The 26,987-nt window shown below is 43.5% G+C and carries 36 protein-coding genes; 17 read left to right on the top strand and 19 right to left on the bottom strand.

Annotated elements, in window-relative coordinates; genetic code table 11:
• The first annotated feature begins 37 nt into the window (after nt 1-37).
• The 14 genes from istA to CZ225_RS16405 all read left to right on the top strand — a co-directional run bounded on the left by istA (nt 38) and on the right by CZ225_RS16405 (nt 12,940).
• Nucleotides 38-1,603: an IS21 family transposase gene (gene istA, locus CZ225_RS16340; protein ID WP_077155672.1), complete on the top strand. Its 1,566-nt coding sequence runs from the start codon at nt 38-40 to the stop codon at nt 1,601-1,603.
• Entirely contained in the window at nt 1,600-2,391 is a 792-nt protein-coding gene (gene istB, locus CZ225_RS16345; protein ID WP_077152941.1) for an IS21-like element helper ATPase IstB, read from the top strand. The genes istA and istB overlap by 4 nt, the downstream gene beginning before the upstream one ends.
• Nucleotides 2,392-2,480: 89 nt before the next feature.
• Nucleotides 2,481-3,302, top strand: coding sequence for a DUF4433 domain-containing protein (locus tag CZ225_RS16350; protein ID WP_234983068.1), 822 nt, complete (start codon nt 2,481-2,483; stop codon nt 3,300-3,302).
• A gap of 2 nt (nt 3,303-3,304) precedes the next feature.
• A complete protein-coding gene (locus CZ225_RS16355) occupies nt 3,305-4,003 on the top strand; it encodes a DUF6939 family protein (RefSeq protein ID WP_015532738.1) in 699 nt (232 codons plus the stop codon).
• An 18-nt stretch (nt 4,004-4,021) separates the two neighbouring features.
• Nucleotides 4,022-5,518, top strand: a complete 1,497-nt coding sequence (locus CZ225_RS16360) for a hypothetical protein (protein ID WP_225982657.1) — start codon at nt 4,022-4,024, stop codon at nt 5,516-5,518.
• Nucleotides 5,519-5,520: 2 nt separating this feature from the next.
• A complete protein-coding gene (locus CZ225_RS16365) occupies nt 5,521-6,165 on the top strand; it encodes a hypothetical protein (RefSeq protein ID WP_007758894.1) in 645 nt (214 codons plus the stop codon).
• A 115-nt stretch (nt 6,166-6,280) separates the two neighbouring features.
• Entirely contained in the window at nt 6,281-6,622 is a 342-nt protein-coding gene (locus CZ225_RS16370; RefSeq protein WP_077153136.1) for an ISAon1 family transposase N-terminal region protein, read from the top strand.
• 10 nt (nt 6,623-6,632) lie between these two features.
• Nucleotides 6,633-7,601 carry an ISAon1 family transposase gene (locus CZ225_RS16375; RefSeq protein ID WP_449374844.1) on the top strand — a complete coding sequence of 323 codons (969 nt, stop codon included), beginning with the start codon at nt 6,633-6,635 and terminating at the stop codon, nt 7,599-7,601.
• 127 nt (nt 7,602-7,728) lie between these two features.
• Nucleotides 7,729-8,091 (top strand): ISAon1 family transposase N-terminal region protein, encoded by a 363-nt coding sequence (locus tag CZ225_RS16380; RefSeq protein WP_077153107.1) that lies wholly within the window; start codon nt 7,729-7,731, stop codon nt 8,089-8,091.
• Between the two features lie 25 nt (nt 8,092-8,116).
• Nucleotides 8,117-9,070 carry an ISAon1 family transposase gene (locus tag CZ225_RS16385; protein WP_449374843.1) on the top strand — a complete coding sequence of 318 codons (954 nt, stop codon included), beginning with the start codon at nt 8,117-8,119 and terminating at the stop codon, nt 9,068-9,070.
• A gap of 899 nt (nt 9,071-9,969) precedes the next feature.
• Complete coding sequence (locus tag CZ225_RS23720) at nt 9,970-10,296, top strand: helix-turn-helix domain-containing protein (RefSeq protein ID WP_234983069.1); 327 nt, start codon at nt 9,970-9,972, stop codon at nt 10,294-10,296.
• 1 nt (nt 10,297) lies between these two features.
• On the top strand, nt 10,298-10,669 hold the full coding sequence (locus CZ225_RS16395; protein WP_070613087.1) for a DNA-binding protein: 372 nt from the start codon (nt 10,298-10,300) through the stop codon (nt 10,667-10,669).
• Nucleotides 10,666-12,693 carry a bifunctional DNA primase/helicase gene (locus CZ225_RS16400; RefSeq protein WP_071122430.1) on the top strand — a complete coding sequence of 676 codons (2,028 nt, stop codon included), beginning with the start codon at nt 10,666-10,668 and terminating at the stop codon, nt 12,691-12,693. The genes CZ225_RS16395 and CZ225_RS16400 overlap by 4 nt, the downstream gene beginning before the upstream one ends.
• A gap of 43 nt (nt 12,694-12,736) precedes the next feature.
• Nucleotides 12,737-12,940: a helix-turn-helix domain-containing protein gene (locus tag CZ225_RS16405; RefSeq protein WP_070613127.1), complete on the top strand. Its 204-nt coding sequence runs from the start codon at nt 12,737-12,739 to the stop codon at nt 12,938-12,940.
• Nucleotides 12,941-13,090: 150 nt separating this feature from the next.
• Here CZ225_RS16405 and CZ225_RS16410 read toward each other — a convergent pair whose 3' ends face one another.
• The 3 genes from CZ225_RS16410 to CZ225_RS16420 form a co-directional block, all read right to left on the bottom strand.
• Nucleotides 13,091-14,455 carry an ATP-binding protein gene (locus tag CZ225_RS16410; protein WP_071122431.1) on the bottom strand — a complete coding sequence of 455 codons (1,365 nt, stop codon included), beginning with the start codon at nt 14,453-14,455 and terminating at the stop codon, nt 13,091-13,093.
• 129 nt (nt 14,456-14,584) lie between these two features.
• Nucleotides 14,585-15,073, bottom strand: coding sequence for an SLOG family protein (locus CZ225_RS16415; protein ID WP_071122432.1), 489 nt, complete (start codon nt 15,071-15,073; stop codon nt 14,585-14,587).
• Nucleotides 15,070-15,639 carry a phosphoribosyltransferase gene (locus CZ225_RS16420; protein ID WP_077155863.1) on the bottom strand — a complete coding sequence of 190 codons (570 nt, stop codon included), beginning with the start codon at nt 15,637-15,639 and terminating at the stop codon, nt 15,070-15,072. The genes CZ225_RS16415 and CZ225_RS16420 overlap by 4 nt, the downstream gene beginning before the upstream one ends.
• 444 nt (nt 15,640-16,083) lie before the next feature.
• Between CZ225_RS16420 and CZ225_RS16425 the strand changes: the two genes are divergently transcribed.
• On the top strand, nt 16,084-16,341 hold the full coding sequence (locus CZ225_RS16425; RefSeq protein ID WP_032839925.1) for a helix-turn-helix domain-containing protein: 258 nt from the start codon (nt 16,084-16,086) through the stop codon (nt 16,339-16,341).
• Nucleotides 16,342-16,375: 34 nt separating this feature from the next.
• Here the strand turns inward: CZ225_RS16425 and CZ225_RS16430 are convergent, their stop codons facing one another.
• The 4 genes from CZ225_RS16430 to CZ225_RS16445 form a co-directional block, all read right to left on the bottom strand.
• On the bottom strand, nt 16,376-16,753 hold the full coding sequence (locus CZ225_RS16430) for a hypothetical protein (RefSeq protein ID WP_071122433.1): 378 nt from the start codon (nt 16,751-16,753) through the stop codon (nt 16,376-16,378).
• 77 nt (nt 16,754-16,830) lie between these two features.
• A complete protein-coding gene (locus CZ225_RS16435) occupies nt 16,831-17,193 on the bottom strand; it encodes a hypothetical protein (protein WP_032839926.1) in 363 nt (120 codons plus the stop codon).
• A gap of 1 nt (nt 17,194) precedes the next feature.
• Nucleotides 17,195-17,362 carry a glyoxalase gene (locus CZ225_RS16440; RefSeq protein ID WP_070613098.1) on the bottom strand — a complete coding sequence of 56 codons (168 nt, stop codon included), beginning with the start codon at nt 17,360-17,362 and terminating at the stop codon, nt 17,195-17,197.
• 7 nt (nt 17,363-17,369) lie between these two features.
• Nucleotides 17,370-17,684 (bottom strand): sulfide:quinone reductase, encoded by a 315-nt coding sequence (locus CZ225_RS16445; RefSeq protein ID WP_070613100.1) that lies wholly within the window; start codon nt 17,682-17,684, stop codon nt 17,370-17,372.
• Nucleotides 17,685-17,700: 16 nt separating this feature from the next.
• Here CZ225_RS16445 and CZ225_RS16450 point away from each other — a divergent pair, with 16 nt between their 5' ends.
• A complete protein-coding gene (locus CZ225_RS16450; RefSeq protein ID WP_129585820.1) occupies nt 17,701-17,994 on the top strand; it encodes a hypothetical protein in 294 nt (97 codons plus the stop codon).
• A 408-nt stretch (nt 17,995-18,402) separates the two neighbouring features.
• Here CZ225_RS16450 and CZ225_RS16455 read toward each other — a convergent pair whose 3' ends face one another.
• From CZ225_RS16455 to CZ225_RS24445, 8 genes are all read right to left on the bottom strand, one after another.
• Nucleotides 18,403-18,666: a hypothetical protein gene (locus CZ225_RS16455; protein WP_071122434.1), complete on the bottom strand. Its 264-nt coding sequence runs from the start codon at nt 18,664-18,666 to the stop codon at nt 18,403-18,405.
• Between the two features lie 248 nt (nt 18,667-18,914).
• Nucleotides 18,915-19,949: a Fic family protein gene (locus tag CZ225_RS16460; protein WP_071122435.1), complete on the bottom strand. Its 1,035-nt coding sequence runs from the start codon at nt 19,947-19,949 to the stop codon at nt 18,915-18,917.
• Between the two features lie 273 nt (nt 19,950-20,222).
• Nucleotides 20,223-20,696 carry a hypothetical protein gene (locus tag CZ225_RS16465; RefSeq protein WP_071122436.1) on the bottom strand — a complete coding sequence of 158 codons (474 nt, stop codon included), beginning with the start codon at nt 20,694-20,696 and terminating at the stop codon, nt 20,223-20,225.
• 77 nt (nt 20,697-20,773) lie between these two features.
• Nucleotides 20,774-21,538 carry a ParA family protein gene (locus tag CZ225_RS16470; RefSeq protein WP_071122437.1) on the bottom strand — a complete coding sequence of 255 codons (765 nt, stop codon included), beginning with the start codon at nt 21,536-21,538 and terminating at the stop codon, nt 20,774-20,776.
• A gap of 351 nt (nt 21,539-21,889) precedes the next feature.
• Nucleotides 21,890-23,164: a PcfJ domain-containing protein gene (locus tag CZ225_RS16475; protein WP_071122438.1), complete on the bottom strand. Its 1,275-nt coding sequence runs from the start codon at nt 23,162-23,164 to the stop codon at nt 21,890-21,892.
• Nucleotides 23,161-23,592, bottom strand: coding sequence for a PcfK-like family protein (locus CZ225_RS16480; RefSeq protein WP_071122439.1), 432 nt, complete (start codon nt 23,590-23,592; stop codon nt 23,161-23,163). The genes CZ225_RS16475 and CZ225_RS16480 overlap by 4 nt, the downstream gene beginning before the upstream one ends.
• A gap of 50 nt (nt 23,593-23,642) precedes the next feature.
• Nucleotides 23,643-23,879 carry a DUF6926 domain-containing protein gene (locus CZ225_RS16485; protein WP_071122440.1) on the bottom strand — a complete coding sequence of 79 codons (237 nt, stop codon included), beginning with the start codon at nt 23,877-23,879 and terminating at the stop codon, nt 23,643-23,645.
• A gap of 32 nt (nt 23,880-23,911) precedes the next feature.
• A complete protein-coding gene (locus CZ225_RS24445) occupies nt 23,912-24,403 on the bottom strand; it encodes a hypothetical protein (RefSeq protein ID WP_234983070.1) in 492 nt (163 codons plus the stop codon).
• Between the two features lie 208 nt (nt 24,404-24,611).
• Between CZ225_RS24445 and CZ225_RS16500 the strand changes: the two genes are divergently transcribed.
• A complete protein-coding gene (locus CZ225_RS16500) occupies nt 24,612-24,896 on the top strand; it encodes a hypothetical protein (protein ID WP_071122442.1) in 285 nt (94 codons plus the stop codon).
• 94 nt (nt 24,897-24,990) lie between these two features.
• Here CZ225_RS16500 and CZ225_RS16505 read toward each other — a convergent pair whose 3' ends face one another.
• From CZ225_RS16505 to CZ225_RS16520, 4 genes are read right to left on the bottom strand one after another with little or no spacing between them, the layout of a single operon-like run.
• A complete protein-coding gene (locus tag CZ225_RS16505; protein ID WP_071122443.1) occupies nt 24,991-25,167 on the bottom strand; it encodes a histone H1 in 177 nt (58 codons plus the stop codon).
• 27 nt (nt 25,168-25,194) lie between these two features.
• Nucleotides 25,195-25,863, bottom strand: coding sequence for an Lcl C-terminal domain-containing protein (locus tag CZ225_RS16510; protein ID WP_071122444.1), 669 nt, complete (start codon nt 25,861-25,863; stop codon nt 25,195-25,197).
• Nucleotides 25,860-26,420 carry a hypothetical protein gene (locus CZ225_RS16515; RefSeq protein ID WP_071122445.1) on the bottom strand — a complete coding sequence of 187 codons (561 nt, stop codon included), beginning with the start codon at nt 26,418-26,420 and terminating at the stop codon, nt 25,860-25,862. The genes CZ225_RS16510 and CZ225_RS16515 overlap by 4 nt, the downstream gene beginning before the upstream one ends.
• Nucleotides 26,417-26,956 (bottom strand): topoisomerase C-terminal repeat-containing protein, encoded by a 540-nt coding sequence (locus CZ225_RS16520; RefSeq protein WP_071122446.1) that lies wholly within the window; start codon nt 26,954-26,956, stop codon nt 26,417-26,419. Before CZ225_RS16520 ends, CZ225_RS16515 begins: the two co-directional genes overlap by 4 nt.
• Nucleotides 26,957-26,987: the final 31 nt, after the last annotated feature.

The following is a 26,987-nucleotide window of genomic DNA, read 5'->3' on the forward strand; positions in this document are numbered from 1 at the left end:
TTGTAATTTTGTGGTGCTAACTACTAATTACAATGCTATGACCGAGACTTCCCAATTAAAGAAGTATCTGATGTGGTACAAAGTTAAAGAATTATTTTCAACTGGCCTAAACAAGACCCAAATAGGTCAATCCTTAGGTCTCCACCGTCAAACGGTGGCCAAGTATCTGTCCATGACAGAAGAAGAGTTCATTTCCAGCCAGAGCTATGACCGTCATTACGGTCATAAACTTGACGGCTATGAATCTTATGTAGTCAATGAGTTGCGCAAGTGGCCTTTTTTGTCCGCTCCGCAGCTCCATGACCGCTTGAAGGAGCATTTTTCGGATCTTCCGTGCGTGACTCCCAAAACGGTCTTCAACTTCGTCAACCGGTTGCGTTTAACGCACGATCTTCCCAAGGAGGTTGAGAAAGGTTACCGCCCCTATGAGAAACAGCCCGAGACGGCCTATGGCGAATACGCCCAATGCGACTTCGGTGAACGGTGGATGAAGACACCTCCGGGACAGTCTTTAAAAGTGTATTTCTTTGCGATGTGCCTGAGCCGCAGCAGGTATAAGTTCGTCTTCTTTAGCCGTACACCGTTTACCACCGCTCTTGCGGTTTATGCCCATGAACTGGCTTTCGAGTTCTTCGGGGGAGTACCCCGAAAAATAGTTTATGACCAGGACAAGGTGTTTCTTGTCAATGAAAACCTTGGTGACCTGGTGCTTACCCGCGGTTTCCGCACTCTTGTCCGTGAACATGGCTTTGAGCCCGTGTTCTGTCGCAAATCCGATCCCCAGAGCAAAGGCAAGATAGAGAACGTCGTCAAATATGTGAAGTACAACTTCCTTCGCGGCCGCGAGTTGGTTGACATAGGCCTGCTCAACAAGGAGGCCCTTGGCTGGTTGGAACGCACGGCCAACGGCACGGAACACCACGGCATACGTCGTGTCCCGTCTGAGGAGTTCGAGACGGAGAAAGCACACCTCACGCCTTATAAGGGAGTTCCGACAGTCCCTTGCGAAACCCTCTTGCCGCATCACGTGCGCAAGGACAACGTGATAACCTACAGGGGCAACTATTACAGCGTTCCCACAGGCACCTACCGCGGCCATCAGACACTGGTCTATATCGAAGAAAAGGAAGGCCGGCTATATATCTACAGCCATGAGACAGGCAAAACCCTTGCCGTTCACAAAATAAGCGGAGATAAGGGACGTCTGGTAAGCAACACCTCCCACCGGCGTGACCGCGAAGCCCCGCTGGACGATTATGAGGCTTTTGTACGCAAAGAACTTCCCGTAAGCACGGTGATTGATACATATTTGTCACAACTACGTGTGCATAAGGCCCGTAATTACCGCGACAACCTCCAGTTTATAGTGCGGCGCCACGCGGCATACTCGGACATCACGCTTACCGAAGCTTTTGCCGAGTGCCTCAAGGCAGGTGTCTTCAACGGATGCAGCCTGATGGAGGTAGCCGAGACCCTCAGGATCCGTAAGGGAGAAGCCCCCATCGAGGTCCGGACGGAAACCGGGCCGGTTCCCGGAGCCGACACATCCGCCATGATCCCCGAGAAAACAGACATATCCACCTTTAACACCCTTTTCGTATGATAACGAACGAACAAATCAAGAACCTGTGCTCGCGTCTGCGCCTGTACGCCCTGCCACGCCTGCTGGAATCTGAAGCTCATCTGGCGCAGGAGCAGGGAAAAACCCATGTCGAGTTCCTGCATGACCTGCTCTCCCGCGAGGTTCAGGAAAGAGACAGCAAGGACTTCCAACGGCGGCTGAAAGCGGCGGCTCTGCCGGCAAGACACGACCTCGACCTTTTCGACCACAACTACTCGCAAGGTATAACCGCACCAAGACTGCGTGAACTGCGCCGGCTGGGGTGGCTCGAACAGAACTACAACCTGATACTCATGGGACCTTCCGGAACAGGCAAGACCTTTATCGCCGCAGGACTCGTGTACGAGGCTGTGGGGCAAGGATACAAGGCTTACATGGTCACGATGGAGGATGTCATAAACACCATCAAGATGAAAACGCTGATGCCTTCGGCCATGAGTGCATACAACCGTCTGCTCAAAGCTGATCTGGTGGCCATCGATGATATAATGCTCTTCCCGGTGAAAAAAGAGGATGCCGCAGGATTCTTCAATCTGATCAACACGCTTCATGAGAAAGCCTCACTGATAATTACCACGAACAAGGCACCCACCGAATGGGCCAAAACGCTGGATGACGAAGTGCTGGCTTCAGCAATTCTGGACAGGCTGTTATATCACTGCGAGGTCATAAAACTCGCCGGGCAAAGCTACCGCATGGGAAACCGAAAATCCATTTTTGAAGAGGAAAAAGACGCATCTTTGGCTGGGGGTACCCCCAGCCAAAGATGACCAACATTAAAATGTAATCAATAGTATAAACTGGTAGTCTCAATTATTAAATGGTGATTTAACTTTACCGAAAAATGACGATTTAAAATTTGCTTATTACATATGCGAATATACAAAAATCATTATCTGAATTAGAAAAAGAATTAGAACATGAAAGATTTGTTAAGTTAGCCGAAGAGCAAAAACGCAAAGAGGAAGAAGAACGTAAGAAAAGAGAAAGAGAAGAAAAGGAAAAGGTAGAGAATGAAAAAAGAATAGCAGAAGAACGAATACGGCGACAGCAGGAAGCAAATAGACTTGCGGAAGAAGCCCAAAAAAAAGAACAAGCCGAACAAGCGGAAAGGCAAAGATTGGAATCGTTGTCTGCTGAACGCAAAGAAAATTGGCTTGCATTCAAGCAAGTATTGGAAAACAATGGTATCCGCTATTTGTATCATTTTACAGATAGAAGGAATATTCCATCCATTAAACGGCATGGAGGGTTGTTGTCTTGGAGTTATTGTGAAAAGCATAAAATCGACATACCGAATCCCGGAGGCGGAAATTTAAGCCGTAATTTGGATGAGATGCGGAATTTACAAGACTATGTTCGTTTGAGCTTCACAACAGAACATCCTATGATGTATGTTGCCATGAAAGATGGGAGAATTAGTAATCCTGTCATTCTAAGAATAGATCCAAGTGTGGTATATTTGCAGCATACAATGTATGCAGACATGAATGCTACAACTACGAAACGAACACCTAATATAGGCAAATCCTTGGAAGATTTTAAGAAAATACATTTTTCCACCGTTAAGGCACATAAACATTTTGATTTAGACGAAAATGAACGACCGTATTTCCAAGCGGAAGTAATGGTCATGACATTCATTCCCAAGAAATATATTATAAACCTTGATACTTTTTGATTATGATATACATAGAAAGTAGGAAACGAAAATTGGAGAAGATAAAAGAAGAATATCCAGACGCTGTAATCTTGGATATCACTTCTAACTCAGAGACTCGGTATGCAAAGATTCTGAGTCCATTTTATCCTCATGGGAACATTCCTATTCCTTTTACTGACGGATTAAAGGCAACTTGTGTTGAAGCTGTGTGGCAAGGGTTAAAGGTCTTTGAAGGTGTAGGCGTTGATTTTGCAACATTTAAGAATGACACCATGCGTGATTTGAAAAGAACGGTACGGAAATATGGTGTACCCAAAGGGCACAGTAAGGGTGCATACAGCAAAGAGCTGTTGGGGTATTTTGAAGCAAGAATGCTCATTTATCTTCCTACCTATAAATGGGTGTTAGATAATGTGCCAGAAGTCCACCATGTTGTAGAGAGAATAAAGGAACAAAGCAAAATTCAAGATATAGTCTTACTTGACTATAATACAAATATAGATTTTCGTGATATTTCAAAACCTATGTCTCATGCTGGCTTGGTAAAATTATATATAGAGGGTAAATATCCTGATAATATGGATAATTATAAGCCTATGAACAAGGAGGAAATAGAAGAGAAAAAAATCAGAGAAAAAGAATTTAAGAAAGAGTTAAAGAAAAAAGCGAAAGAAAAGAGAAAGGAACAAACCAACAATTTGTTCGACGAAATCAAATAATCAAAAAATATAATGACAATGAATAATTTACATGAATATATCGGCTTGATTATTGCTATAATAGTTGTCTTGATTGTTATTGCAGCCCAAATCTATAGCTTTCTTAAAACAAAGAAAAAAATTTCAGAATTGGAAGGTCTATTTGAAGATGTTGATAATTTGTCTCTCAAAGAAACATCGATAACATCTGGTATCTTGCAAAATAAGTCCTCATTACAGAAGTTCTTGCAGAACATACCTTCCCGTTATAGCGATGAAGATGATAGCGGTGATGAATATACAGATTTGTCGTTGATAGTTCCTCAAAACAAAAATATCTATGGGAAATTAGGATTGATTATTTATCGCACTAATGAATATTTGTGCAAAAACACTGGAACAAGCGCAGATTTGGGAATACTTGAAGATATTTGTGATAGTCAAAAAGGAGCATTAGAAGATGAAATACATAATAGCCTTAACGTTCCTCTTTATTTAGGTTTAGCAGGAACATTCGTTGGTATAATTACGGGGCTGATAGGGGTTGATTTCAATCAGATTTTTGGCGAAACTGATAATTTAAGTGGATTGCAGCATCTTTTGTATGGTATTATAGCAGCCATGTGCGCAAGTTTACTGGGATTGGGCTTTACTGTATATAATAGCGCTATATCATATAAATCTGCTGTAGCCAAATCCAATGAGGGCAAAGAAGAATACATGAACTTTTTAAGAAGAGAGTTGATGCCGTTATTATCAAATAGTATGGCTTCAAGTCTAAATTCATTAAAAGGTGTGCTTGGACATTTTGTGGACAAGTTCGGACGTAATCTTGATGCGTATGCTAATTCGGCAGAATTATTGAATGACAATCTTGAAAAACAGCATCTTGTCTTAGCCGAAATAAATAAACTGAGCCTTACGCAAACGGCTAATAAAATAGCTGCAACATTTATGCAGTTAAAAGATTCTGCCGATTCTTTAAATGTTTTCAAATCTTATCAAGAACAACTTAATTCTACCATAGCAAATGTATCAGGTATTGTTAATCAAACTCAAACAATCATTGATAAGTTCAAGGACTTTTCTACAGGATTGTCTGTGGTGGTCAGTAATCAAAACAAGACAACAGAACTTCAACGCGAATTTCAAGAAGCCATAACGACTCATTTTCCAACAGGAGCAGAAGCAAGGGATATTTGGAGAAAGGAATTTGACTTGTTTATATCTGAAGGGAAGCAAGTATCTGAAAGCTTATCTACCCAACTTACGGCTTCAACAGAACATATACAAAATTTTGTGGCTAATAATAAAGAGTTCTTTGATACATTTGATAAATTGAAAGAAGTGCTTGATACAATGGTACAATATACGCAAGTTCAAGCGGAATGTTATAAGGATATGAAAGGCGAAATCTTAAACCTTAGAACAGATTATCATAACGCTCAACTTGATAGCATAGAATTGAACAAATCTATTCTTAAGGCAATAGAAACAATGACAAAATCTATTAAGGACTTAAAAGAAGAAAAGTAATTATGCCAAGAAACAGAAGTAACACTTTCTGGTTAAGTTATTCTGACCTCATGACAAGCTTATTTTTTATTATGCTTGTTTTATTTATAGTGTGCGTTGTTAAAATGAAAGGCATTAATGACCAATTAGATAAAGAGGTAAATGCTAAAGAAGAACAGCTCAGAAAAATCGAAGAACTAAATAACTCTATTAAAGAGATAGATAATAAGTATTTCGCATACGATGAGCAATTTAAGAGGCATACATTAAAAGACATTGAAGTATCTTTTAATACCTATAGTTCTAATATTTATGATATAGAGCAAGAGCAACTTGATAAATTACTAAAAGCAGGTCTGGCAATCGCCCATTTTATGAATAGTGCCAAAAGCAAAATTCCAGAAGCTCAATATATGCTTATCATAGAAGGACAATCATCAAAAGATTATTATACAAGAAATTATGAGCTTAGCTATGAAAGAGCATTAGCTTTAATTAAATTCTGGTCAAGTAATGGTATTGAGTTCGATTCACTTGGCAATTGTGAGGTTCTAATTTCAGGAAGTGGACAATCAAGTAAATTTAGAGTTCAACCTGATATTAGAGGGAATAAAGATAACCAACGATTCGTTATGCACATAATCCCTAAACCCGGCATCATAGAATAAATCAAAAAAGGTAGTCAAATGATAGTATACTAAACTCCATTTGATTACGGATCAACGTAAAAATCTGAGGGGTTAAAATTCTAAATTGTTATCTTTGCCTCCAAATTAATTGATTATGGAATTAAACGGTTATCGCCTTCTTCTTCCTGAAGGCACTTTGGATTACTTTGACCTTGTTGATGTGAAGGAAAGCGTGAATGAAGTTGTTATTTACCTTGAAGAGAAGAATATTGTTCCCCAGAAGTATTCCGATCAGGATACAGAAAGCAAAGGTTTCTATGATCCTGTTGTCGTTCAAGACTTCCCCCTTCGTGGCAAGAAGGTCTTCCTTAACATTCGTCGCCGTCGCTGGATATTAAAAAAGAGTAATGAGTATATCTGCCGTAACTGGCGTATGGTAGCCGAAGGCACTCGTTTGACGCAAGATTTTGCGTCTTTTTTAAAAGAACTATATTGATAACTATCCGATCAGTTGCAAGCTATTAGGGATTTTATATGGAGTTGACGGAGAATTATTGGAGCGTCAATACCGTAACCATCTAAGCGATTACCTTAATTGGGATCAACTAGTCCATGCAGAGGATTGGTTGTTGTTCGAAAAGAATATCGGTGCTTATATCTGCATTGACGAGGTGGCTCTCTCGCGTGGAGAACTCTATACTGTACTGATCAATAAAGAAGCTCACGGTGGTAAAGGTAGTATTATCGCTATCATTAAGGGTACGGATGTCTGTACAGTCACCTCTGTTTTGCTTAAGTTATCCCGTCGTCGCCGTTACCAGGTGCGTGAGATAACCTTGGATATGGCTCCTAATATGGAACAGATTGCCCGGACTTGCTTTCCTGCGGCCAAGCGTGTTACCGATCGTTTTCATGTACAGAAATTAGCTTATGAAGCCGTTCAGGAGATGCGTGTGAAAGCTCGCTGGGAGGCTTTGGATGAAGAATCCACTCAGATTGCTTATGCAAAGGCCTGCGGAAAGATGTATCATGCCCCTGTTTTCGCTAATGGAGATACAAGGAAGCAATTGCTGGCAAGAAGTATTTATCTGCTTTACAAGAAGGAGTCATTATGGACCCAGTCTCAAAGAATACGAGCTGAAATTCTCTTCAAGGAATATCCCGATATAAAGAAAGGATATTATCTGGCTATGCGGTTAGGTTTAATCTATCATCAGTGTAAGTTTAAGGATATTGCTTTGACAAGGCTTGCAAGGTGGTATGATGAAGTGGATAAGTCAGGTTTCCTCACATTTGGAAGGGTGGCACGTTCTATACAAACACACTATCTGAATATTATCAACTTCTTTGAAAGGAGAGCAACCAATGCTGCAGCAGAGTCGTTCAATGCTAAGATCAAAGCATTCAGAGCACAGTTTAGAGGAGTTAGGGATAAGGCTTTCTTTTTATACAGACTAACTAGGTTATATGCATAAAATGAAAATCCCTCAGGTTTTTACGTTGATCCTTGATTACGGGTCAGTCCGAAAATCCTGTGGGTATGTTATGTTAATACGCGAAAGTAATCTATCTTTGCGGTTAGATTTTAACAACAACAATCCAATGAATTCTAGTCGCACCCTACATAAGTTACTACGAGTCATCTTCCCCGAAGTTTTAATGGAGTATTTTGAGATTTCCGGTTGGCATGACGACTCTGCCAAAATCGAAGTTTGGCTTGATGAAAAGAACTACCTGGAACGTTCCGATTACAAGAGTGGAACTGTGATTTCACATGGTTTTACAGATGAGAAAGTTATCCAGGACTTTCCTCTTCGTGGCAAACCGGTTTATCTCCACGTAAGACGTCGCCGCTGGTATGACAAGGCTAGCGGGGAAACGTTTTCCTATACCTACGATGATCTTACTGCCGAAGGGACGAAACTCACTCCTGAGTTCGTTGCTTTTTTAAAAGAAGAAGATTGAAACTACGGCGGCCAGTATAAGCTCCATAGCAGATGCTTATGGGGTAAACGGTAAACAGCTAGCTTCACAGTACAAGGAGTTTATCAGCGCATACAGAGAGTGGGACCAGTTGGACCATGCCACAGACTATGTCCTGTTCAAGCAGAACCTGGGTCCCAGCCTTTGTATTGACGAGACTTCCTTGAGCTGCGGAGAATTATATACTGTTGTCACTAACCGTGCGGGGCGTGGTGGCAGAGGCACCCTTGTGGCCATGATACGTGGCACGAAGTCTGAAGACGTCATCAAGGTGCTTGAAATGATTCATGTCTCCAAGCGCAAGACGGTCAAAGAGGTCACTTTGGATCTTTCGCCGACCATGATGCGGATTGTCCGAACGGCTTTTCCCAACGCCACTATGACCAATGACCGGTTTCATGTACAGAAGCTCTTTTATGAGGCAATTGATGAACTCAGGATTACTTATCGCTGGATGGCACGGGATTTAGAGAACGATGAAATTCAGCGGTGCAGGGAGCAGGGTATAGAGTATGTTCCGTTTCGATATGCCAATGGCGATACCCGTAAGCAGTTGCTGGCCAGGGCTAAACATCTACTTGTCAAGCATTTTAGCAAATGGACTGAATCCCAAAGAATACGTGCGGAAATCATATTCGAACAGTATCCGGAATTGAAATCAGTTTACGACTTGGCTATAGAGTTGACCAATATATATAATAAGCACTATGACAAGAATGTGGCACGTGGAAAGCTTGCCTTGTGGTACAATAAGATAGAAAAGCTTGGATACGGATGTTTCAGAACCGTAACGAATACCATGCAGAACTATTATGAAACAATACTAAACTATTTCGTTAACAGGGAAACGAATGCATTTGCAGAATCATTCAATGCAAAAATCAAAGCCTTCAGAGCACAGTTTAGGGGAGTCGGAGATATACCTTTCTTTATTTTTAGATTATGCAAACTAACTGTGTAGATTTAACATACCCACAGGATTTTCGGACTGACCCTTGATTACCTTTATATAACTGCAATAAAGCTAATCTTAAATAATGCAAAAACACCCAATTTTACATTCTTGGGTGTAAAATTGGGTGTTTATTTCACAATTTGCTGATTTTCAGCATTTATTGCGGAGAGACAGGTTTCTGAACTTGTCAGCCTATTCTCTCTGTATATCAGCGTTATAACATCAAGGTAAAGAACAAATGTAGCAAAATTGTAGCACATTTCTGAAGGCTTTTTGAAACCCTTTTGAATGCCTATGCCATCATTTTATCACGGTTCAAAGATACTAAAAAACGAACACATTGCCAAATGCTTTATAATAAATATTTTCAGCCACTCCACTGCTACACTTTTTAGTGCAAGGTGCGAGCCTATTTATATATATAGGCTTGCACCTTGCACTAACGGAGACTGTGTGTGGCATTGCACCAATGACTACATTCACAAACAACATCTTACTACCAAAAACTTATATCAGTCATTTCCCGGTTATGGCGAATCATTTGAAACCATACAATATCTGTATTATTCGGAAGGCTTTGCCGAAGAAATCATGTAGATGTTTGTGAAAAGGCTTTCTTGAGACATTTATGCTTTTCAAAATATAGTTTATACAGGCCTTACCTATTGACTATCTCCTATTCGGAAATAGTTGAAGGTAAATTAGTGCCATTAGCTCCTATAGTGATGCTAATGGCACTTTTTGACGCCAATTCACTACTGTTCCTGTTGATTTTATGTCTCTTATATTATTTCCCTGAATTTTTTGTTGAACTTGCTTCTACGGAAATATTTTGTGCCCAAGAGACAAGAATTTGCTTGTTTGGGAAAGATAATTGCCGCTTAGAAGCTACTAACTTTATATTTATGGAAAATATAGGAACAATGCTAAGAAAGCAACGTGAATTGAAAGGTTTTTCACAAGAGTATGTAGCTGGTTTAGTGGGCATTAGTGCCTCTGTAATTTCAAAGATTGAGACCGGTAAAACCAAGGCAAGATTTGATGTAATCAACAACATTTGCAAGGCTTTGGACATGAATTGGTACGATTTACTTTCCCCAGAGGAAAGACGCAGTAAAGAAGACTGCCGGATCAACCTCAATATCAACGTTTCCAGCCCGCAACAGCTGAAAGAATACCTTGACATATTGGGAAAAGACAATCTGCAAATCAAGAACCTAAAGAACAAATAGTATGGAAGTGATAACGATAGACAGCATTGCTTTTCAGAAACTGGTTGAACAGCTCAACCGGATTGAAAGCTACGTGGAGCGTACAACAGAGTTGTATCGTGATATAGACGATGCCTTGGAAATAAGCACCAAGGATCTGATGACCATCTTCTGTATCTCAGAATCTACGCTGTACAGATGGCGGAAAGGAGGTTCCATCAGTTTCAGATATACCGAAACCGGTGGCGTACGTTTTTCATACAGTTCCCTGTTCATGGCAATAAAGTGTTTCCGCATAAAGATTCCGGGTATGGCGAAGGAGGAAGCACTCAAACGACTGTCTGATTATAAAGACGGGATTCTTCTGAACAAATGCACAACTGAAACCAAATGATAGACAAGGAAGATATACTGGAACGTACAGGCCGCGGGCTTGCCGTGTTCAAACATTACATCAACTTTCCGGTGAGACCCGGAAAAAATTTCAGGAATCCGCTCTACGAAGACCGGATTGCTTCATGCAATATCTATTATGACCGGCATGCCCAAGTGTTCAAGATGAAGGATTTCGGAAATAACGAATATTCGGGAGACTGCTTCTGGTTCGTCGGCATGCTTTACGGATTGGACGTGAAAAGAGACTTTGTCGCTATCATCAACCGTATTGTATCGGACCTGAACATCACCATAGTCCACACAGGAAGCAACGATATGCCTGCTCGTAAAAAGGCAGTAGAAAAACGTATCATTATGAATGACAATGACAATCCAATAAGGAAGGATTACCATACAGAGGTTAAACCCTTTTCAGTTGCTGAACTTGCATACTGGCAGCAATATGGAATCAAGCCGGATACTTTGGAAAGATACAATGTACATTCCTTAAAGTCATTTGAAGGCTACAACCGTTCCGATAAAATTTATAAAATCAGTTCATCTGCAACAGAACCCATGTTTGCTTACATGGGCATGGGATTTACCAAGGTATACCGGCCTCGAAATCAGAATATGCGGTTCTTTTATGGAGGAGAGATGCCTGAGGTGTACTGTTTCGGTCTGGAACAGCTACCCAACAAGGGGGACATGGTTTTTATCACCGGAGGAGAAAAGGATGTAATGTCACTTGCCTCCAAAGGATTCAATGCCGTTTGTTTCAACAGTGAAACGGCCGCCATACCCACTTCACTGATTGAGATGTTTGACCGTAAGTTCCGTCATATTGTCTTTCTGTACGATATGGACGATACAGGCCGGAAAGAATCTGCTAGACGCATGGATGAATTGTCCTCGTTTCATGTACTCAGAATGGAACTGCCTATATCCGGAGCAAAGGGAGACAAGGATATTTCCGATTACTTTGCTTCCGGAAAAAGTGCAGCGGACTTTCAGGTACTGATTACCTCCATGCTGGAGAAGCTTTACTCACAAACTATGATGCTTTTAAAATCTTGCGAAATGGACTACAACAATCCTCCCGAATCTTCCAAAACAGTGGTTTCCGTCAACGGGGTACCGCTTGGTACCTACGACAACCTTCTATGTATAACAGGTGGTGAAGGTACCGGAAAAAGCAATTTCGTATCAGCCCTGATTGCAGGTACACTTGCTGACGACACACAAAACATCGATACGCTTGGCTTTGAAGTTTCACCAAACTACTCTGATAAGGCCGTGTTGCACTATGATACCGAGCAGTCTGAGTTTCAGTTATTCAAGAATCTGAGCAAGACAATCAAACGTATCGGATTACCTGCACCACCGGATTTTTACCATACGTTCTATCTGGCCCCTATGTCAAGAAAAGAGCGTATCAGCATGATCCGTGACAGCATGGATTTGTATTACCACCGGCACGGAGGAATCCACCTCGTTGTACTGGATGGCATTGCAGACCTTATCCGTTCGGCCAATGATGAAGCGGAAAGCATTGCCATTGTGGATGAAGTGTACCGCCTGGCCGGAATCTACAAAACCTGCATCATCTGTGTGCTGCATTTTGTGCCCAACGGAATAAAACTGCGCGGGCACATCGGCTCGGAGCTGCAGAGAAAAGCGGCAGCCATCCTCTCTATTGAGAAGGATGAGAATCCTGCCTATTCCGTAGTCAAGGCAATCAAAGTCCGTGACGGCAGTCCGTTGGATGTACCCATGCTGCTTTTCACATGGGACAAACAGAAGGACATGCACGTATCTGCCGGTGAAAAGCCGGCCGAAGACAAGGAGAAACGGAAAAAAGAAGAGTTGCAGGGCATCATAAAAGAAATCTTCCGAAGCCGGAAGAAAATCACGTACACTGAACTCGTAACCGAACTGATGCAGGCGATGGACATCAAGGAAAGGACAGCCAAAAGCTACATCAGCTACATGAAAACGAACGGTATGCTGAATCAGGACAGTTCGAACAACTACCAGCCTTGATGCTTCCGCTATTGGGAATAGTCAATCTAACAATTTAATGCTTATGAGAGAAATGAAACCTACATGCGACCCGAACGGGGTCTATTCCGTCAAACGTGTATGCGCCGAGCTGGGCATAAGCTACAAGACACTCCGGAAATACAGGGAAAGCGGCTATATCAAACCGCTGAATCCGGGCAATGTCTATCGGCCTAAGTATTCCGGACAATCCATCATTGATTGCTGGCATGTCCTATGCACCCTCTGAAACAACCGGCAGACTTGGACTCCCACCACACCAGTCCAAGTCTGTTTTCAGAAAAAAGACACAAAGCGAAATTCTATCTTTGGTTTTCAGATAAGGATTCCGCTTTGTGTCATCTATAAATAACCCGTGAGCAGACTCATGGGTCTTCATCTAAAACAATCCCGTCATGTATGCAGGCAAACAGAAAATATCCTTGTCTTTTCTTACATCTTTTGTGTAGAGAAGATACCTTTGCAGGATTCTTGAAGAAAATTTCTCCTGGAAAACATCAAGCGACTTATGGGACTTGTATCCGGAGGACTTCACTTCAATAGGACATATCTTATCTTTGCGGGAAAGCAGGAAATCCACCTCATAGTTACGGACAGTCTTGTTTCCGTCTTCGTCCTTGACTATTTCTTCCTGGAAAGTATAGTAGAATAATTCATTGCCGGCACTCTTGAGCATCTGGGCTATCGCATTTTCATATACATACCCCAGATCCACAGCAAGCTTATCCGAAAGAAGTTTCTGGTATATCACATTTCCTGTATAATCGCGATCCATAAAAGCGAGTGTAACGAACAGTCCTGTATCGGCAAGGAACAACTTGAAACAATCATAATCGGCATGAAGGGAAAAACCTACACTGGGGTCATTTGCATGATAGGAAAAGTTTACTGTCATCGAATCCGCCATATCCATCAGCAACTCACCCAGTCTGGAGGCAGTTGCATTCTCAATCACGCTTCCCACCTGATAACGCTTCGAATTTCGGGAGAGTTCTGCAGGTATTGAAGTAAACAAGCGTGAAGCACGTCCTGTCGGGTCTATTTTACGGAAATCATCAATATAGAGTTCGAGAATATTACGCTTTACCGCATCTATGGCTGAAAAATCATTCGATTCCAAATAAGCATTTACGGCCTGCGGCATACCACCTATAAGCATGTAAAGACGAAAATTACGCATAAGGTCACGATTGACAGCATCACCCAATGATTTTAAGTTTTGGTATGAGTATCTAATCAAATCGTAGGTTTGGGATTTATTGACAGCCCATAAAAACTCTTCGAAATCCAACGGGTACATAGAGATACGTGTTTCTTCACTCGGAATCACGATTCCTTTCACATTCTTTTTAATGGAAAGAAGTGACCCTGTTTCAATATAGTCATACCTCCGGTCCTTAACCAAGTGCTTGATGGCTTGTCGGGCCGGTGGATACAGTTGCACTTCATCGAAAATGATAACCGATTTTCGTTCATGCAATGAAACATTGAATAGTGACTGAATCCGCAGAAAAAAGTAATCCAAATCTGAAATATGGGAGAACAATTCTTTGACTGCTGCATCAGCTATTGAAAAATCGATGTTGATATAGGAGTCATACTCTCTACGGGCGAACTCCTCAGCAATGGTTGATTTTCCGATTCGACGTGCACCTTTTATCAAAAGTGCAGTCTGTCCATCACTTTCCTGCTTCCATTGGAGCATTCTTTCATAAATTTTGCGTTTGAATATTTTTTCGGACATATACTGAGAGTTTATTTGATTACAAAAATACACAATATATCGAAATCAGCAAAATGTTTTCGGCGGTTTTTGTCGAAATCAGCAAAATGTTTTTAGCAGTTTTTGTCGGAATCAGCAAAATGTTTGGCATTAAAAGAGATTGACGACAGTCATCCCCCTCTTCCGAGCCTCACGGCAAGTATAATAAGTCCCTCCTTTCTGTTTTCCGTCATAATAGGCAATCACATAGTTTGAATGCTGCAGCATGAAGTCATTTCGTCTGAGCAGACATCCTTTATAATAGGTATCACTCAACACAATCACCTTGTCTGCCTTGACAAGTATATGGTCATATCGTTGCTGTTCTGCCAAGTCCCAACGGCTGCTTTGTCCTCTGAACGGCACAACAGCTATCAGTTGCAGATAAGGAAGGCGAGCTTTGAGGGAAAGAACTTCCTCCGCTGCGAGCATGTCGAAACCCAAAGCCATCCCACAGATACATTGGTACTTTCCTTCCTTGTAAGCAAGAGAAACGGCCTTTCTGAGCCGTTCTCTCACCTTATCTTTCTGTTCGGGTGCAATATTCCGATGCCCTGTAAAGGCTATGGAAGCCTCCTTTATCGTAAATCTTTGTTTCATTGTCTGTTTACTTTATAGTGAGTTTTAGCCAGGAAGATGCCCCCGATAACATGTGCGCCCAAATTCTCCAACTGGTCAGCATAGGTAGCCCATGTGATGCCGCGAGTGATAACATCATCAAATGTCACTACGGATTTTCCACTGAACCAATCTTCATCAAAATCGATGATATGCACTTTGCGGATTTCCTTTTCTATCTTTCGGTTTTCATGAATGGCAAGCCGTACGCCGATTACCCTTACATGCTCATAGCCGTTGATAGCTCCGGTCAGTTCACAAACCCTTTCACAAAAAGCCTTGTAACGAAGTTCGTTCTTTGGACTTGTGGATGCCGGAACTTGAACGAAAACAATATTCCTGCAGGATTCACCGTATTGTTCCTGCATGTTTGCTGCGGTCATTTGCGCTACCGCTTCAAAGCTTCTTCCGTCTTTGAAATCGTACACCATCTGTCTGTCGGCAATTTCCTTTTCACCGACGTTGCGAATACGCTTGGGAAAATACTTGCAGAACCATGTCTGAGGTTTTGCCAACTGCTTCTTGAGGTTATTGTCAATCTGTGCCATACGCTCTGATTTTTTCCCTTCTGTTTTGCTGTTTTTCAGCTTGTCCGAAGGGATATTTTTTGCTTTTATCAGAGTGCTGGCAGCCCAATAAGGCAAATTCAGGGCAGAAAATACGCTCAACTTGTTTGAGGAAGATTTTCTGCAAGGGATTTGACGTTTGGTGATGACAGCAATACCTTTGCAAAAAAATATCCTCGCAGGCAGAGATGATAAAATAGAACTGTCACCGTCTATACCAATCCTGTTTCTGAACTTATACATCCCATAAACAGAAATCGCAAGTCATTCCCATATAAATCATTCAGGAAAGACCGAACTCACCTTGGCAACAAGTAATGAGTAATACAAAGTCTTTCAAAACATCACAATATCCCTCATTATCAAAGATTTTACCTATTGCAAGAATGGACCTGCATGAGTAACTTTACACCCAAAAGAATACTTATGAACTATATACAGCAAATACAAACGATTGTGATACTCCCGGAAAAAAGATATTCTGTGAAGGAAGCCTGTATCTTCCTCGGCATCCACCGGTGTACCATCTATGACTACATCAGACATGAGGAACGTCCGCTTCCTTTTATCCGGATCCATACCGATAAAAGAGGCATCGTATTTCAGGGAAGCGACTTGCTTGCCTATAAAGCGGCAGGTCTCCCCAAGAAAGGGCGCAAATTCAAAGACAGTACATCTCGGTAGAAGGCTGTCTTTGAATAGTAGCAGGATGTGGGGGTCAGTTCCATTGGTTCCAGGGCAAGCCTATCAGCAATGACTTTCCGTCAGCTTCCCTCAGTTCGCAAGCCAGCAGCCACGCATCAGTCCGGATGGCATCCATGTCGTTTACCGCCTGCTGATACCGGGAAGGAGCCATAGCACCTGACTGAATCATCCATTCCCCGGCACAAGTCTCAGGATCAATGGCATCCACAAAGGATTCAATCTCCTTGATAAGGTTCTCCAACTTTCTATCTTTCATTTCAGCGGTGAAGGAAAACGGAACACCGCTCAAGGTTTTCCGATGGAAGTCAAAGAAAAGACTGCCATCTACATACTTTACAGAAACAGTCCAGCCAAGCAAGGCTGCAATGCTGAATACATTTTTATTTCTCATAAGACATAAAGCTACATACAGACCTGCCAAGTCCGTGATGGATATGGCAGGTCACTTTCTTGTTACAAATCATACGTTCAATAACCCATTCTTGCAAGGAACTCCTGCAAACGGCTGTCACGCAACTTTTTCAGTGGCACCGGATGGAAGTTTTCCTGCTGCCTTACTTGCAGCTTGCCGAAGCCTTGTTTGGTCAAATCCAACTCAATGTCCGAAAGTTCATTCAAGGAAATGTAGCCGTACTCGTCCTCCATCAGTCCGATGACGATACCGAAGAGGATAGTGTCGTTTCCTTCTTTTTCACCTTCAAGAATGAACCACCGCACACCACCGAGCGCAAAGATGGCACGGCAAATAGCGTCCTTTCCCTTGCCGTCCTGAGAATAGAGAGGAAAGCCTTTCAAGGCTTCCTCCAACTGCGTTGTCATAAGTCTGCACATATCAATCCAAAATTATTTCGTCTTTATAAACATCTATTTCTGCACCACTGCTGAACTGAACCACAAAACCATGTTCAGAGAGGGCTACGATAGTTCCTCGGTGGTAGCCTCGCCAAGGGGTTATCAACTCGCATTGTCTGCCATATTCGGGAAAATCATATTCATCCATAGTCCTGTCATTTAGAGGTTGGAAATTCGGGGTCAAAAATCAAGTCACACTCAATGAGCCGTTGATAGGCTTCTGCAGAAAGCCGTGATGCCCACTCATTGCGGTCATCGTATCTTCCCTGCTGATAGTTGTGTGCCAGCTGCTTCATGAAGCCGAGGAACACCTTGAACATCTGCTGTTGCAGGTAGCGGTGAGCTTTGGTCAGTTCCCTGCCAGTCTGGTCAGGTGAACACATACTGCCATTTACAAAGTTGGCGAACTCTTGTGCAAAAGCCTTGTCACGTTCGGAGATGGTAGCTCCGGATAATTCGGGATAATCCATAGTTAAAACAATTTAGATGGTTGCGATTCCGATTCTTCTCCCTCTTGTGAAGCCCTTTAGAGCTTCTTGGTCGGGAAAACCGTTTTTTCGTGCAGTTCCTCACTGCGGACAACAGGGAGAAAAAGGCAAGTGTGAGGTCCGAGGACTTTACGGAATACCCAATTTGGCACAAATTGCGGAAGGCTGCCGGAAAGTCCTCAGTCCGAAAGCGTCAGCGGCACTTGACGTTTCTCCCGTCCGCAGTACCTTTGCACGTATAAAACGAGTTGGACCAAGAAGCTCCAACGGTTTTCAAGACTTTCCCGACTAGGATTCCAAGGGAAAGAATTAGTTCTAACAGGTCATCTCAAATATATTCCTCAGAAAGTCCGCGTAACCCAGTATTCTGACCATCTTGAAGATGAGCTACCCGAAAACCGTTGCCGTTGTGAGAACCTACAAAGTGAAGCGAAGTGGAGCCTTGCAGGTTCTCTCTATGGCAACGGATTGGAGTTCCATTCGCAGCCAAAGCCACTCAGCCGAGCTTTGCTTGGTGTTGAAGACACGGAGCAAACCAGATGGCACATTCATTCCCAAAAAGGTCGTCACTTCCGGCATCGCATGAAATACGAATAGTCGGAAGTGGTGACCAACATCTGTGAGCTAACTGCATAAACCATTCGATGGCTCTACTTCCGCAAGCGTCAGCCTGCGTTCGGTAGAGCCATCGAGCAAGTCATCATTGGTAGATATGTTTTCCAACCTCATTGACACTGTGAGAAACAGCAGAGTGGAGCGAAGTGAAACCCTGCTGCTTCTCTCTGTGGCAATGGACTGAAACTTCCATTTGTAGCAAAAGCCTATCAGCCGGGCTTTGCTTGATGTCGAAGACACGGAGCAAACCGGATGGCACATCTCCCAAAAGGTCGTCACTTCCGGCATCGCATGAAATACGAAAAGTCGAAGTGGTGACCAACATCTGTGAGCTAACTGTATAAACCATTCGATGGCTCTACTTCTGCAAGCGTCAGCCTGCGTTCGGTAGAACCATCGAGCAAGTTATCATTTATAGATATGTTTTCCAACCTCATTGACACTGTGAGAAACAACTGAGTGGAGCGAAGTGAAACCCTGTTGCTTCTCTCTGTGGCAATGGAATGAAACATGCAAAAAAACGACAAACCTACCATGCTATGCTCCAGCCTGCATCAGGTAAGATTTCCGTTTAATAATCAATAGATTTCTGTAATTTCAAAAATATGTTTTTACAGCAAACAGGAACTGATCAATGAAAATCTGTTTGAATGCTGCAATATTGTTCTGTTCATAGAACATCAGCATTGCTTTTTTATAGTCAATTGAATCTACACTGCGGAATGAGATAGGACAATAGCCGTAGGCAATCAAAATTCCATTGCTTATGATGCGTGCCGTGCGTTTGTTGCCGTCAGAAAATGCCTGTATATAGGAAAGGAGCACAAGAGCCAACAAAGCCTTTTCAAACACTTCATTCTTGCCGTTAATAAGCTGACAACTGTCTTCAAGGGCTTCCCTGATTTGAAATTCATTATCAAGCGGTTGATAATTTGTTCCGGTTATACCGACACGCCTAAGACGGATATGGCGTTCGACACCCAGCTCCTTAACAAGCAGCGCATGGATTTCCTCTATACGAGTTAACGATATTTCTTTCAGATAATCCGGTACATCAAGGATAAAGTCAAGAGCATCCTTATGGTTAAGCAGCATCACAGCTTCCTCTTTGGTCTTTCCGTTAGCGGTCTGTTTCTCTTTCAACAGACGTTCCGTTTCAAGTAATGAATAAGTATTACCTTCGATTTGTGAGGATTTCCATGACAGGTCTATACCCAACCTTTCCATCTCCTTACGATATTCAATATCCGTCATTTCCGAAAGGTGCAAACGAAATTTTGACTGTGCTTCATGCAACAACGCCAGCTCATCGTCTGTAAACAAACGTACATTCGGCAATATGTCACGTATCAGGTCAAAGTTAAAACTTTCCTGGACCGTGCGTTCATCAATATCCTTGTCAAAATAAGTATCAAGACTGAGTGGCATGGTCACATGAGCTTGAGGAGTGAGTTTGTATTTGGTAGCCGGTCCTTTACCGACCACCTCGATATACCCTTTTTCCACACAGTCTGCAATGACACGCTTTAAGGTACGTTCGCTTATCTCTGTAGTGACAGCATGTCCTATCTCCATACGTTTTGAAAGCGGATGATAGTGCAAATATTGTAATATTTCAGTTTCTGTTGTCATATCTAAAATTCTTAATCGGGACAAATATACTGCTTTCTCGTAGAAAATCGGGTCAAATTGGCCTGTTTTATGTCTTTAAAATCATAGTTTTGTCCCGATTCAAATTTAAATTAAAATCATCAGCACAAGAATGCAAATGAACAAACGATAGAAAAATATCAGCTTGAATGAGATGCTGCAGATGGAATATTTATAGACCTCAATTCCCAAATAACGTAGCAGTCCTGTTATTGCTGTCTGGCGCTTGCAATGACAGAACTACAGCAGAAGTTTCTACTTCCTCTTTGGCAGGCGGATTTTTCGGTTGTCTGTTTCCCATTTATCCACATAGTTGTTCAGAGCTTCAGAAATAACGTCCTTCAATAAGGCACCTTCCACAAGAGAAATGTACTTCACCTTTTGAAGTAAATCCGGATCTACGATAAAGGTGGCTCGAATTTCATGGGGCTTCTTGCCACTTTTGGCTGTTTCGCCTTTCTTGGGGCGACCCACATTCTCCCTGCGTTTGGCTTCCAGTTTGGACTTCATTTTATCGGTAGCTTCCATTTCGGTTGCTTCTTTCTTCGAAGATGCTTTTGCAGGTGCTGCCTTCGGACTATCCATCTTATCCGTTTGAGCAGCCGGCTGTTTCGCTTGTTCTGCTGCTTGCTCAACAGCCTGTTCCTTAGGCTGTTCCTGTACCGGGTCAGATGGAATGGCTTCACCCATGAAGCCATCCATCAATAAGGATAAATTCTTCTTACTCATATTGTTTACTTTATTACTTGTTTACTTGCTGATTAACTTACTATGTTACCAATAACCTTTGTGATTAGTAATATAGTTTACCTATTTTCTTCCCGACTGATTATTTCATCGGCCAGTGTTCGATAGTCTGCTGCACCGTTGCTTTTCGGTTCGTACTCAAAGATGGTCTGACCAGACAGCGGCATTTCGGCTATGGAAATATTCTCCCGGATTTTCGTCTGAAAAACCTTCTCTCCGTACCGCTTTTCCACCATGGAAATCACTTCCCTGTTCAACTTCCGGTTATTGAACCTGGTGAAGAAAACACCGCCTAATTCAAGCATTGGGTTTACCCTGCGTTTCACTTCCCGAACTATATCATCCAGCATGGTCAAGCCTTTCAAGGGCAAGGCTTCGGCAGTGAGCGGTATGTAGAGTTTGTCCGCTGCCACCAGCGCATTGGTCGTCACGATACCGAGTGAGGGAGAGCAATCCATCAGGATGTAGTCATACTTCTCCTTATGTTCATCAAGACAGGATTTAAGGATGCCTTCCCTTGCCATCATGGTAGCCATGTCTATTTCGGCTCTTGCCAAGTCCAGTGATGCTGGAACAAGGTCCAGGTTTTCACGGATGGGTACGATAGGTAGCGGTTGGTCTTTGACCAGCGTATCATAGATACTTGTTTCCGGGTCTTCGTTCTGCGTCAGCGTGAACGTGAGGTTCTGCTGTGCATCCAGGTCAACGAGCAGCACCCGTTTTCCTCTCAGGGCAAGTGCTGCACCTATACATGCGGTAGAAGTAGTTTTGCCGACTCCACCTTTCTGATTGCCGATGGCTATTGTTATATTTTTTGCTACCATTTTTATAGGTTTACTATATTACTTTACTACTATATTATTATACTACAAATATACTATATTATTTTATTATTACATAATTAGTTTACCTATATTTTATTAAAAACAATACGCTATTTTATATGTTGTATATCACATATTTACATCGTTTTTTTTCAAAGGGAATAAAATATAGATTTACACACTTAACTTCAATGCGTAATTAAACATGTTATCATGTAAACTCTATTATATAACAAATAGATATTTGCATTAGATTTCATTTTAACATCGTCAACTATTTCTACTATCCAAATATAAAAACTCCGACCCATACCTTACGGCGGAAGTCGGAGCGGAACATATATAAGGAATCTACGCTGTCTGTTTGGCTGCAAGTATCTGATGGGCATGCGCATTGACCAGCCGGACAATCCGGTCATGGTGCGGAGTGTTCGTATTGCACAGCCCACGGCTCTGTATCACTTTCCCCTCGGTCAGTGAAAACTCAATTGTTTCAATGCGGTTTCCCTCCTTGTCATGAGCCGATAATATCAAGCTGTCCGCCTTGGCATAGTATTCGCATTGGAAGACACAATGATGCAGGGCATTTCCCTCGGCTTGGAAGGCTTCCAGACTATCGAGTACCGAAATCACCAAGTCTTTGTCGGTGATGGTGATGCCGAAGTAGTGTGACTTCTCCTTGTAGAACTCGGCTTCCTTCCGTTTGGCTCGCTGCATCTGCTCTTGGCTTTTACGTTTCTGCTCCATTTGGTTGTGTCGGTTCATCCAATAGTCATGCTCGGCTCTGAGGTTCTGCGGACAGATATACTTGGGGTTACAGATGTCCTTGCCACACTGCTCCAGCAAGCGGATGGTATCTGCCCACAATCCCATGTCCGAAGGGCGGTAATGATGCCGGGTGGCTACCTTATACGGCTGCCAGCATCGGTCAAGTTCCAAAGGTCGGTTTACAAAATAAGACACGGCATGTAAATCTTTTGACTTGAGGATGGTTTCCATCCGGCTGTCCGTCAGCACGGCTTTCATCAGCTTCATCGGGTGGCAGTCGGGCAACTTGCCTTTCATGCCGTTGCGTTTCAGTTCGGGCAGCAGCCGATGGTCCGGATAAACATAGGTGTCTGCAATGAGCCAGTGAACTTCGTTCGGTCGCTTCAAAGTGATTTCGGATGCCCAATCAAAGCAGTCCACATAATAGCTCAATGTCCTTGCTCTTGCCGTGACAGCCAACCTGCCTTCGGCATTGAGCCACAGACGGCATGCTTCCCAGTAGACTACCTCCATAGGCATTCCTTTTCGAAAGGTCGTTTCCAAGCGGAAGACCCGTTGCACCTGCAAATGGTCTATTACTTCGAGGGAAGAAAAATAATAGGCTTCCTTGATGGTGCGTTTGAGGGTGTCCTTTATCTGTAAGCGAGTACCGCAATAAGGGCAGCATACCGACTTCCCTTTTCCCTCATAGTCGAAGTGCCTGCCACAATCGCCACATGTACACTTGTGTGCGGAAGTCCGGAAGCAGACATGTCCTGCCACTTTCCGCACTGCCCATGTGAGCACTTTGGGGCTTATGGCGGTCAGCTTCTCATTGGAAACTGCCACCTGTTTTTCTATTTTCGTTCTTGCTTTCATAGTTCCATGCCTTGAAAGAGTGAGAGTTCTTGAATGGGTTTGGGTTGCGGTTTGGCTGCCTTGGGTCGGCTGTTGCGTTGCTGCAATTTCCGCATTTCCTCCTCCTGGTATCGTTTGAGTGCAATGGCTCGTTGTTCTGCCTTCTCCTCCTCGGTCAGCTCAATGTGATGATTCACTACAACATTGCAGTCCATCGGCTTGCCGATTTCCAAATCGGGCTCATCTATCGCATGGACTGCCATGGCATAAACCTCCATGTCGCTGAGACCGCAGCAGCCGGATTGCTGTACGGCATGGAAGATATAGTTGACCACATCGTCAATGGTGCGTGTGGTGGTTTCATACTTGGCACGGAAGAGTTCATCTTCCTTGGCTCGGTTATCAAGATAGTTCTTGATGAGTTCCTTGAAATGGTCAGTTCCTTTCATATGTTCCTAATGTTTAAGCGTAAATAATCATCAGCAGTCACCGGCTGTATTCAGCCTACCATAACGTGGCAGTCCACCACTTCGGCAGGAAGTCCGAAAGCCGGACAATGTGAGAAGTAAGGGAAACATTCTCCCTCTTGTTCCGTTGCGGTAGTGATACCCATGACTTTATTCTCCGTGTACCACTGGTCAATCAGAGCGATTTCTTCATCCGTCAGTCCGGTTGCATCCGAGTTGAACAGATAGCAGAGTGCCCATGTGGGAATGGCTTCAATGGGAGTGTCCATAGCGTTTTCTTTTAAGTTCGTTATTCCGTGAATCAGATGGGAAGCAGTTCCAGCAGTTTCTGCAGTGGAATGGTATTGATGTCCGACTTGAGGAAGTGAACTATCCATTCCGGCTCTTCAAAAAGCGAGTGCATGGGTTCCACACTGAAATCGTCCCCGGTGGAATAGCAGTCAATGAGCGCGAAGTTGTTGCCGTCCTTGCGGATGTGTGCATAGAAAGGAGGCATACCACAAAAGCACTTGCGGAGACTCTCTCTGTCCCACTGCAGGGTGAGTTCGTAAACACTGCCCTTGTAGAGCATCTTTTCTTTTCGGTCTTTAAGTTTGTATGCCATAGCTGAACTAATTTTTTCCCTTTGGTTTGAAGCCTTTCGGCTTCTCACTCCCGGGTGATTTTTACGATACCTCTTCTTACGAAGGGTGTAAGGGACAGAAGGCAAATGTGGCAAGGGGAAAGCAGACGGAATACCCAATTTGGCACAAATTGTGGAAGGCTGCCGGCTGCTTTCCTTGCAGCCAAGCAAAGCGCCATTTGCTGCCGTACCGACCCTTCGTTTCTTTGTATCGGAAAATTCATCGGGAGTGGAAATGCCTGACTAAGGAAAGAATCTGCCGGCTGTTAAAGAGGGATGTTTAACTTTTAATCTTTCCGAAATCTCACTATCTTTGCAGGCCCTGAAAACAAAGGTTCAGGAAGGCATGGTATAAAACAGACTTTATCACCTTACACAAATGAAAGATCAGATACGCTTATTGAGAGATTGCTTCCACAACGAGATTCCGGCTGTTGTGTTCCAAGGGAATGACAGCTGTGCCGGAGAGATACTGGAAGCCGCCAAAGAAATTTATCAGAAGCACGGTTGCAGTCAGGAGTTCCTTTACGACTGGCAAATGCTCATCAACGAAGTGAAGGCTTACCAGCAAGAGAGTCTGGAACAAGTACAGCTTCCCCAGCTGACCCATACCGAAGCAGAACTGATTCGGGAAGAAATGAGACAGAAAGACATGGTTTACTGATGCAACAAAAGGTCCTAATGCGCATGGATGAATGGCATCAGGACCTCTTGTTTTTTCATTGCCTATGAATGGCAACCACGTAAAGTTTTTGATTTTATCTTTTCGAAGCCGCCAACGAAAGTTTCCTGAACTGCTTCAGCAGCGGTTCCATTTCAAGTGATACACAGCGGGCACGTTGGCCGGCTGCCTTGTTTCCTTTTTCGGCTTGAAGGGCTGCATCCTTTTGGAATGCCTCCATCTTCATCTGGAGTTGTACGAGTAATTCATTCATAATCTTTGCATTTAGAGATTACACTATCTAATAGATACTTATCACGGGTCTGAACTTATGCGCCTGGTCCTTCGGAGTCTCTTGAATGGTACCCGACTGCATCGAGAAGAGCCAGGCCTTGCTATCCCTTTGTCCCTCCACTTCGGTGGAAGTCCACAGCCAGCAGTCACCGGGCTGCAGACTGATGGGCAATCCACCGACCGCTTCTATCCGTTGGTTGACCAACCCAATTTGCTGATAGAGGTAAGTAAGCTGCTTCACCGAAGGGATGTAGGCGGACTGACCATAGCGCCACATATCGAAGACATAAACGGCTAAGGGAGATTTCACTTCCTCGTTGCGGTACATGGCATGGGTGTTCTCGTTACCGTCTTCCTTCTCCAATGAAGCCGAGGTTTCCTGTTCGACACCCAGACTGTCTGCAAAGGCTGTCGATGCGACATCCCGGATGGAAACGGCATAGCCCAAAGCTTTGATCTCCGGATTCCGGTTCACATGATAGACAATGGCCACCGGCTCCTTTTGGGAGGAACTGAACTTTTCTTTGGACAGCACACTGCCATCCGAACAAACTACGTCACCAACCTGGAGGGAAGAAGCAATAGATCTGTCTCCTTCATGCTCACATTCTTCGCAGGAGGTGAACAACGTGGCAACTCCTGTGATTATAGCACATACTAATTGTCTGATTTTCATAGCAGCGGTATTTCAAATGATTTGACTACAATTTCTGCTTCCTTATCGAGGATGAACCAGTATTCCGAGTGGTAAGGCTTTCCTTTTAAGGTCTTGGCTTCAAAATCTATCTTGACCTTCCATCCGTTGAACGGCTTCGCAACCTTTTCTTTCCCAACTTTCGCTTCTTCCATTTCTCCATAAGCTATCAAAGCCCGGAGCGTGGTCATGGCATCCAGCTGACGGGTGACCTGATCACTCATCGCGGCATCGTCCTTGTCGAGGTTCTGGAAGTAGTCTGTTTCTTCCATCAACTTGTGGCCGTACTGCATCAGGTGCATGGATAATGCAGCCTTCTCGTGTGGATTGACATATTCCTTGCCAAATACAGAATCTGCCTTGCTGATGCCCTTGATTTGGATGGACTCCGGATTATCGACGGTTGCCTTCAGGGCTCTCTCTGCGATTTCCACCGCCCGTTGTTCGGGATGGTCGGAACAGCTGGCGAAGTAAAACAGGCCGCTCCAGAAGCAGACGGCGGTCACCAGCAGGATAGTGAGTTTCATTCCCGGTTTCATATCTTCACAATTTGGAGTTTATCCGGAGAAAGGCCGAGACGCTTGCGGTAGATGGTGCCGTCATCACGGTACATCTCCAGTTCGTTGGAGGTGATTTCTTTTTCACAGATTTCCTTGGCTTCTGTCAGACTCAACTGGTGACCACCGATGTTGCGCCAGATGGCAAAGTTGCACGGCGCCTGCTGGTTGCTGTAGTTGGAGCAGTTGAAGGCTCTCGTACCCACCCGAATATCGCCGCCACAATGCGGACACTTGCCGATGACAGACTGCATGTTGATGGCGCCGTTGTCTGCCAGTTCCAGCACGGAAGGGAATGCCTTTCCATCCTTGGAAGCAAAGCCGTCCAACAGGATGAAGCGGTGCTCCAACAATTCTGCGATTTCCTCGTCACTCATCTTGCGGTTGCCGATAATGCCGTTGATATTCAGCACACAGGTTGGCTGTTCGGCGATGTTGTTCTCACAGCGGTAGCCCTTGCAGGTCTTTACCACGTTGCCGCCACACAAAGGACAGCGACCGATTATTTTCTTTTCCATACGCTTTTGTTTTTGGATGATTTGTTTACTA

The sequence above is a fragment of the Bacteroides bouchesdurhonensis genome (assembly GCF_900155865.1).
Taxonomy (GTDB): domain Bacteria; phylum Bacteroidota; class Bacteroidia; order Bacteroidales; family Bacteroidaceae; genus Bacteroides; species Bacteroides bouchesdurhonensis.